This window comes from Bacteroides sp., from assembly GCF_029057325.1.
In the GTDB taxonomy this organism is placed as follows: domain Bacteria; phylum Bacteroidota; class Bacteroidia; order Bacteroidales; family Bacteroidaceae; genus Bacteroides.
Genome location: NZ_JAICZW010000182.1, coordinates 1 through 7,864 on the forward strand (window position 1 = coordinate 1; position 7,864 = coordinate 7,864).

General features: G+C 42.6%; 5 protein-coding genes. 4 read left to right on the forward strand and 1 reads right to left on the reverse strand.

Annotation, left to right across the window (positions count from 1 at the left end; all coding sequences use genetic code 11):
* Positions 1-59: 59 nt before the first annotated feature.
* The gene (ppdK, locus tag K2G43_RS12265) at positions 60-2,780 is read left to right on the forward strand and encodes a pyruvate, phosphate dikinase (protein WP_297642826.1); all 2,721 of its coding nucleotides are present in this window, start codon (positions 60-62) and stop codon (positions 2,778-2,780) included.
* A 215-nt stretch (positions 2,781-2,995) separates the two neighbouring features.
* On the forward strand, positions 2,996-4,492 hold the full coding sequence (locus tag K2G43_RS12270; protein WP_300155629.1) for a phage integrase SAM-like domain-containing protein: 1,497 nt from the start codon (positions 2,996-2,998) through the stop codon (positions 4,490-4,492).
* Between the two features lie 90 nt (positions 4,493-4,582).
* Here K2G43_RS12270 and K2G43_RS13535 read toward each other — a convergent pair whose 3' ends face one another.
* A complete protein-coding gene (locus K2G43_RS13535; protein ID WP_366525057.1) occupies positions 4,583-4,795 on the reverse strand; it encodes a hypothetical protein in 213 nt (70 codons plus the stop codon).
* A gap of 876 nt (positions 4,796-5,671) precedes the next feature.
* Here K2G43_RS13535 and K2G43_RS12280 point away from each other — a divergent pair.
* Positions 5,672-6,058 carry a hypothetical protein gene (locus tag K2G43_RS12280; RefSeq protein ID WP_057253385.1) on the forward strand — a complete coding sequence of 129 codons (387 nt, stop codon included), beginning with the start codon at positions 5,672-5,674 and terminating at the stop codon, positions 6,056-6,058.
* Positions 6,059-6,175: 117 nt separating this feature from the next.
* Complete coding sequence (locus K2G43_RS12285) at positions 6,176-7,741, forward strand: relaxase/mobilization nuclease domain-containing protein (RefSeq protein ID WP_300155639.1); 1,566 nt, start codon at positions 6,176-6,178, stop codon at positions 7,739-7,741.
* The last annotated feature ends 123 nt before the right edge of the window (positions 7,742-7,864 follow it).

Sequence of the window (7,864 nt, forward strand, 5' to 3'; positions counted from 1 at the left end):
AAATATACTTAGATTTGCGAACAGAAAAGAAAAAAATCACAATCTTAAACTATTTTATTATGGACAAAAAAAGAGTTTATACCTTTGGTAACGGTCAGGCTGAAGGAAAAGCTGGCATGAGAAACCTTTTAGGTGGTAAAGGTGCCAACCTTGCTGAGATGAATCTTATCGGAGTTCCGGTTCCTCCGGGCTTTACAATCACAACTGAAGTTTGTACTGAATATTATGAAATGGGGCAAGAAAAAGTAGTTGCTCTGTTGAAAAAAGAAGTTGAAGCTGCCATCGCGCACGTTGAAACATTGATGCGTTCCAAATTTGGCGATGTAGAAAATCCGTTGTTGGTATCTGTACGTTCGGGAGCCCGTGCCTCCATGCCGGGTATGATGGATACCATCTTGAACTTGGGTCTGAACGACGAGGTAGTAGAAGGTCTGATTCGCAAGACCGGAAACGCACGTTTCGCTTGGGATTCTTACCGTCGTTTCGTACAGATGTACGGTGACGTAGTATTGGGAATGAAACCGACCAATAAAGAGGATATCGATCCGTTTGAGGCCATTATTGAAGAGGTGAAACACGCAAAAGGCGTGAGACTGGATAACGAACTGGAAGTAGAAGACCTCAAGGAACTGGTGAAAAAGTTCAAGGCTGCCGTGAAGGCACAGACCGGCAAAGACTTCCCGACTTGCGCATACGAACAATTGTGGGGTGCCATCTGCGCCGTGTTCAACTCCTGGATGAACGAACGTGCCATCCTCTATCGTAAAATGGAAGGAATACCTGATGAATGGGGTACTGCCGTTAGTGTACAGGCAATGGTATTCGGTAATATGGGCGAAACTTCCGCTACCGGTGTTTGCTTCAGCCGTGATGCCGCTACAGGTGAAGACCTCTTCAATGGTGAATACCTGATCAACGCTCAAGGAGAAGATGTGGTTGCCGGTATCCGTACTCCGCAACAGATTACAAAAATCGGTTCTCAGCGCTGGGCTGAATTGGCCGGTGTGAGCGAAGAAGAACGTGCAAGCAAATATCCTTCTATGGAAGAAGCGATGCCGGAAATCTACAAAGAACTGGATGCGTTGCAAACCAAACTCGAAAACCACTATCACGATATGCAGGATATGGAATTCACGGTGCAGGAAGGTAAACTCTGGTTCCTCCAAACCCGTAACGGCAAACGTACAGGTGCCGCTATGGTGAAGATTGCCATGGATTTGCTCCATCAAGGTATGATTGATGAAAAGACTGCCCTGTTGCGTTGCGAACCTAATAAGCTGGATGAGCTTCTGCACCCCATATTCGACAAATCTGCTTTGAAGCAAGCTAAGGTGCTGACTCGTGGTCTTCCCGCATCTCCGGGTGCTGCTTGCGGACAAATCGTGTTCTTCGCTGATGATGCAGCCGAATGGCGTGCGGCAGGCAAGCGTGTGGTGATGGTTCGTATCGAAACTTCTCCCGAAGACTTGGCAGGTATGGCTGTTGCCGAAGGTATCTTGACAGCACGTGGCGGTATGACTTCACATGCAGCTGTAGTAGCTCGTGGTATGGGAAAATGCTGTGTTTCCGGTGCAGGTGCATTGAACATCGACTATAAAGCCAGAACCATTGAGGTAGATGGCGTCGTTATGAAAGAAGGCGATTTCATCTCATTGAATGGTAGCACCGGTGAAGTTTACCAAGGTAAGGTTGAGACGAAGGCTGCCGAACTTTCCGGTGACTTTGCCGAGCTGATGAAGTTGGCCGACAAATATACAAAACTGCAAGTTCGTACCAATGCAGATACTCCGCACGATGCACAAGTGGCACGTAGCTTCGGTGCCGTAGGTATCGGTCTCTGCCGTACGGAGCACATGTTCTTTGAAGGTGAAAAGATCAGAGCTATGCGTGAAATGATTCTGGCAGAAAATGCCGAAGGACGTCGCAAGGCTTTGGCTAAAATTTTGCCTTACCAGCAAGCTGACTTCAAAGGTATCTTCTTGGCAATGGAAGGTTGCCCAGTAACTGTTCGTCTGCTCGATCCTCCTTTGCATGAGTTTGTTCCTCATGATTTGAAGGGACAAGAGGAAATGGCTGAAGCGATGGGCGTTAGCTTGCAATATATCAAGCAGCGTGTAGAAGCACTTTGCGAGCACAATCCGATGTTGGGACATCGTGGATGCCGTCTGGGAAATACTTATCCTGAAATTACGCAGATGCAGACACGTGCCATCTTAGGTGCCGCTTTGGAACTAAAGAAAGAGGGCATTGAGACACATCCCGAAATCATGGTTCCGCTGACCGGTATTCTCTATGAGTTCAAGCAGCAGGAAGATGTGATTCGTGCCGAAGCAGCCAAATTGTTTGAAGAGGTAGGTGACAGCATCGACTTTAAGGTAGGTACCATGATTGAGATTCCGCGTGCTGCCCTGACTGCCGACCGTATCGCTTCTTCCGCAGAGTTCTTCTCATTCGGAACAAACGACTTGACTCAGATGACATTCGGGTATTCACGTGATGACATCGCTTCCTTCCTCCCGATTTATCTGGAGAAGAAGATTCTGAAAGTCGATCCGTTCCAAGTTCTTGACCAGAATGGTGTAGGTCAGTTGGTACGTATGGCTACCGAAAAGGGCCGTGCCATCCGTCCGGAACTGAAGTGCGGTATCTGCGGTGAACATGGTGGTGAACCTTCATCTGTGAAGTTCTGCCATAAGGTAGGTCTGAACTATGTCAGCTGTTCTCCGTTCCGTGTACCTATCGCGAGATTGGCTGCGGCGCAGGCTGCAATAGAGGAATAATCCCCGAAATAATTGAATCTTAATAACAGGCTGTAACTCACTGCTTTTGCGGTAGTTACAGCCTGTCTTGCGCTTGGGCAGTTCGTACACTTGACCGCAAAAAATGAGCCGAATGTACGTATTTGCTTACTCTATGCTTACACCAAAATACCCGTTGCTTACACCTGCTTACACCAACTAAAAAAGGCTATGGCAGCTATAAAAATTAAAGGCTTATGACTACACTAAAAGCAATGGTACGGAAGCCAAGAACTGATGGCTTGTACTCTGTGTACATTAGAGTCGTACACAATCGGAAACCGGGTTATATCAAAACCCCGAAAATTGTTGATGCACATCACATCTCTAACGATGGTGAACCAACAGACCCCGTCGTTAATGAATATTGTGCAATGCTCATCCGTAAATACAGTGACCGACTAAACAGAACAAACACTTCACTTTGGAGTGTAAAAGAAGTCATAGACTATTTGCTTGAGACAGATGAAGAAATCTGTTTCAGTGATTATGCAAAATTGCACATTAAGCAAATGCTTGTTGAGAACCGTGAGCGGACTGCCAAAAATTACAAACTTGCTGTAGCTCATCTTGAACGTTACATAGGAACAACACAAATAATGTTTAGTCAGTTAACAGCTAATGTATTGAAGAAATGGATAGAAAGTCTATCTAATACAAATCGGGCAAAAGAAATGTATCCCACATGTATCAGGCAGATATTTAAAGCAGCCATCACAGATTTAAACGATGATGAAAAAGGGATTGAAAAAATAAAATTCAATCCTTGGTTAAAAATCACCATCCCAAAATCTGACAGTACGGTTCAAAGAGCTATCAGTGCAGAGGCATGCCGGGAGTTTTTCAATCGCCCACTACCAGAAACTAAAATGATTTCCTCTCTTCCGGAACTGGGAAGAGACGTGGCACTCCTATCCTTGTGTTTGGGCGGAATAAATACCGTAGATATATTTGAGCTTAAAAAAGAAAATTATAAGGATGGTATTATCGGATATAAAAGAGCAAAGACAAAGCACAGCCGAAAAGACGAAGCCTATAGTGAAATGCGTGTGGAACCGTTTATTCAGCCTACATTTAACAAGTATCTTTCAGACGAGAATGACGAATATCTTTTCAAGTTCCATAAGCGTTACAGCAACCCGGACAGTTTCAATGCCAATGTAAACATTGGAATCAGAAAGATATGTGCAGATATGGGAATGAAGAAGGAGGATTACTACTGTTATTATACTTTCCGTCATACATGGGCTACAATTGCCCAGAATGACTGTGATGCCAATCTGTATGAGGTTGCCCTCGGTATGAACCACAGCCATGGACTGAATATAACAAGAGGCTATGTCAAGATAGACTTCACTCCTGCCTGGGAACTAAATGCCAAAGTGATTGATTTCATTTTCTTCAGCAGCAAAAAGAGCAAGCAAGGCAAGGCACGTGACTTCGAGACACCGGCAGACAAGATGTTCCGCATTACAAAGAAGATGATGATCTATGGCCGTGCATATTTCAAAGGTGACGTAATCGGTGAAATAACAGATATTGGTTTCAGTAATGTGGACCAGATTATCGATAGACTGGTTGAACAGTTACCTAAGGATATTCCTACCGGATGTATGGTTCAGTTCCGCCTTATGAATTGTGATTCCAAGAAAGAAGTTGTGTATGAAAGAAGCAAAGGAAAAGGTTTTATGTAATCGGAAAACCGGAACAAACCATTAACGCAAAGGGAGGATTCTACTTATCTTTATCAGAGCCGTACCATTTCACACTGGTGCGGTTCCTTTCTATTTGTCCGGTTGATTCCAGAGCATGACCTCACAGCCTATAAGTATGGCAAAGACGAGTACGATGAGCTTCCATATAAGTATAAAGGTTTTCTTAACCAGCCATACAGCCAGACGTATGGCAATCCTCAAAAGCCAGAATACCAGCTTCAGGAGCAGCATACCTATAATAAGTACCGGCAGTAGATATATAATCAACAGCAGTTCAAACATAGCGTGTAATATTTAGTGAATATAAAACCTATTTAAGTATATAAATATACTAAAAATCAATGAAATACAGAAATTTGCACAACACTATTTTCTTGTTATTCGAGTAGATTTTTTACTGATTATCAGTGTTATATCACCACGATAACGAGGTATCTCCAGGCTCTGAAAACAAGGTTATTCTGTCTGAATGTTTCTACAATACAAATTCAGATAAAATAAGATTTCCCGATAGCCATTTCATCAGCTGAATCAGCTACAAGATTATATTTTCCCTTTTATTGGGATTCCAATAACTTAGATAATCAGGTTACTTTTACCATACTATCATGGTATCGGGACTACATATTATATTGGATATAGGTTTTATGAGAACAATAACCATCTATCCCATATAACTACATCTTGTATGTCTTTGAGACTTTGGTTTATCCAACCATATATATCGAAACATTATTTTCTTATTACTACGATTTTTATGGTTCTAAAATCGAATAATACTTATAGCATCTGTTTCTGAATACACGAAAATTGGTTTGATAAGTTCTAGGACTCTATACAACAATATTCCGCTATATGGATATTCCAAGACAACCGGATGCTACAGCACACGGTTAACAGGAATACGCCTCCAAAGAATTGTGTTGTTGATTTCGGTTTGCAACGGCTTTCTCCGGTAAATTTGGGTGTAATAATCATTCCCGGATAGCATCGTTCTGCCGTGCAGAGTTTTCCAAGCAAGTTGTACTTTTGTGGCCACAAAACTCCGTTTCGTACTCACAAAAGTAACTTGCCGAATGCTGGCGCATCGGAGCGGCTGGCCGCTGTTTCGCATGGCGAAAAATGGTCCAGGAAACCTAACCACCAATGTATCCAAGTATGAAGAATCAGAGAACCAAGTACATCAAGGTAAGGATGACACCGGAGGAAGTACAACAGTTTAAGGAGAAATCTGCCTCCTATTCATCCGTGAGCCATTATATACGATCGGCACTGGCAGAGTATTCAAATATCGGGACCAAAAGGCAGCTCGAACTGATGAATGATCTCGGTCTGTTTTACCGGAAATATCAGAATGAACTTTCCTGGGCTGGAGGAAACCTTAATCAGTCGGTTAAACGTGCCAATGAACTTGCGGTAGCCGGGTTACTCGCACCCAGCTATATTCAGGAAGTTCTGTTACCGGTTATTCTTGAAACTCAGGAAACATTGAACCGAATAAAGAAAGACCTTGATTCTCTGACACAGAAAGCTGTCAGAATCTGAATTGCAGACTACACGATATTCAATCATTTCAGATATTATTATAGTATAACCATGGATTAATGAGTTTGAAGTATTTCGGTTACTCAGTCAAATAAACCATGATAATTAGGATTCGATATGATAGCAACCATATTACCGGGAAGTACGAACTTCCATGCTGTCGGTTACAATGAACATAAAGTCTCGAAAGGTGTTGCACGGCTTATCGAGATTCAGAATTTCGGTTCACTCGGAACTTTTCACAAACCTACCCAAAGTGAGCTGGTCGGTTATCTCCAGAAGTACAGTTCACAGAACAGCAGAATCAGGAAACCGCAGTTTCATGTAGCCATATCATGTAAGGGACACGAAATGTCAGAAGATGAGTTGTTGGATTTTGCTCACCAATATCTCAAGGAAATGGGATACGGAGAATCCGGTCAGCCGTTGCTTGTTTACTCCCATTATGACACGGAGAATACCCATCTTCATATCATCACTTCGAGAGTGGCACCTGATGGAAGAAAGATTCAGCACAGCCATGAGCGCAGACGTTCCCAGGAAGTCATTGACCGTATTCTTGGGAATGACAGGAAAAAGAAAACGGAAGATGATATTGATGCTGCCAAACAATATACATTCTCTTCTTTTGCCCAGTTCAAGGCAATAATGGTTTCCATGGGATATGAAGTATACCAGAAAGACGAGAATGTATTCGTCAAGCATGGTGGAAAAGTTCAGAAGGAAATCCCTTTTTCTGATATAGAAAGTTTGTTCAAGAGTGGTTATCGGGAAAGGGCTCGTTGCCGTCAGCTTAGAAGCATATTAAAGAAATACCGTGATGTTAGTTCAAACAAGGAGGAACTGCAGAAGGAACTGAAAACGAAGTTCGGTATTGATATTGTATTCTTCGGCAAGAAGGATACACCATACGGATATATGCTCGTTGATCATGCAAACAGGACTGTCATTCATGGTGCAAGAGTGCTGGCTGTAGAGGAACTTCTGGACTTCGCTACTCCTGAAGAACGGTTCAATCGGATTGAGGACTATATTGACCGGTTACTGACACTCAATTCGAAGATTACCCAAGGTGAAATATACAGTAAAATCAGGAAGCAGCGTGCCTATATTAAGAAAGGCATCATCTATTTTGATGGCCAAAGCCGTCCGTTAAAACCTTTTATGACAGAAGCTATTGAGCGTAACAACCATATAGCTATGGTAGAAATGTTCAGCCCGGCTACTGAAGCTGAACGTGACCTACTTTGTAAGATATTCAAGGTTTCACGGACAGATTTAGTAGATATATCTCCGGAAAGAACACACTACTACACAGATGCAGTGAATCGGTTGCGTGAGATATTCAATGATGAAACAGTCATCTCTATCAGAAGCCGACTACATGAAGAAGGCTTTACCATCCGTCAGGAAGAAGATGTAACTTATGCCATCAACTTCAAGCAGCATATCATTATAAATCTTACTGAAGAAAACTTCAATCTTCAACGGTTAAAGAAACAGCCAATGAAGCAAATTGAACGACATAAACACCTGCAACCAACAAAACCTGCTTCACGTTTCTCTGGCAAGGCCAAGCTGCATGATGCAGGTGGTGGCAGCCATAGCGAGAAACGTGAGTGGGAAGTTGGAAGGAAAGATAATTATGATGATGTTGATGATGAACGTTCAATTAGAAGATAAGTTTAAAATGTGCATTTTACTTTTCCATACAAATTGTTTTAATAAGGAAATATATAGCTTATAATTATGTCAAGAGCTCGGCAGGGACTCTACTCAAAACCTTCTTACCTGAGATCAAATCAC

What these genes read in the sequence shown, in the direction of transcription:
- ppdK (WP_297642826.1), top strand. Translation starts at nt 60, where the DNA reads ATGGACAAAAAAAGAGTTTATACCTTTGGTAACGGTCAGGCTGAAGGA.
- K2G43_RS12270 (WP_300155629.1), top strand. Translation starts at nt 2,996, where the DNA reads ATGACTACACTAAAAGCAATGGTACGGAAGCCAAGAACTGATGGCTTG.
- K2G43_RS13535 (WP_366525057.1), bottom strand. Translation starts at nt 4,795, where the DNA reads ATGTTTGAACTGCTGTTGATTATATATCTACTGCCGGTACTTATTATA.
- K2G43_RS12280 (WP_057253385.1), top strand. Translation starts at nt 5,672, where the DNA reads ATGAAGAATCAGAGAACCAAGTACATCAAGGTAAGGATGACACCGGAG.
- K2G43_RS12285 (WP_300155639.1), top strand. Translation starts at nt 6,176, where the DNA reads ATGATAGCAACCATATTACCGGGAAGTACGAACTTCCATGCTGTCGGT.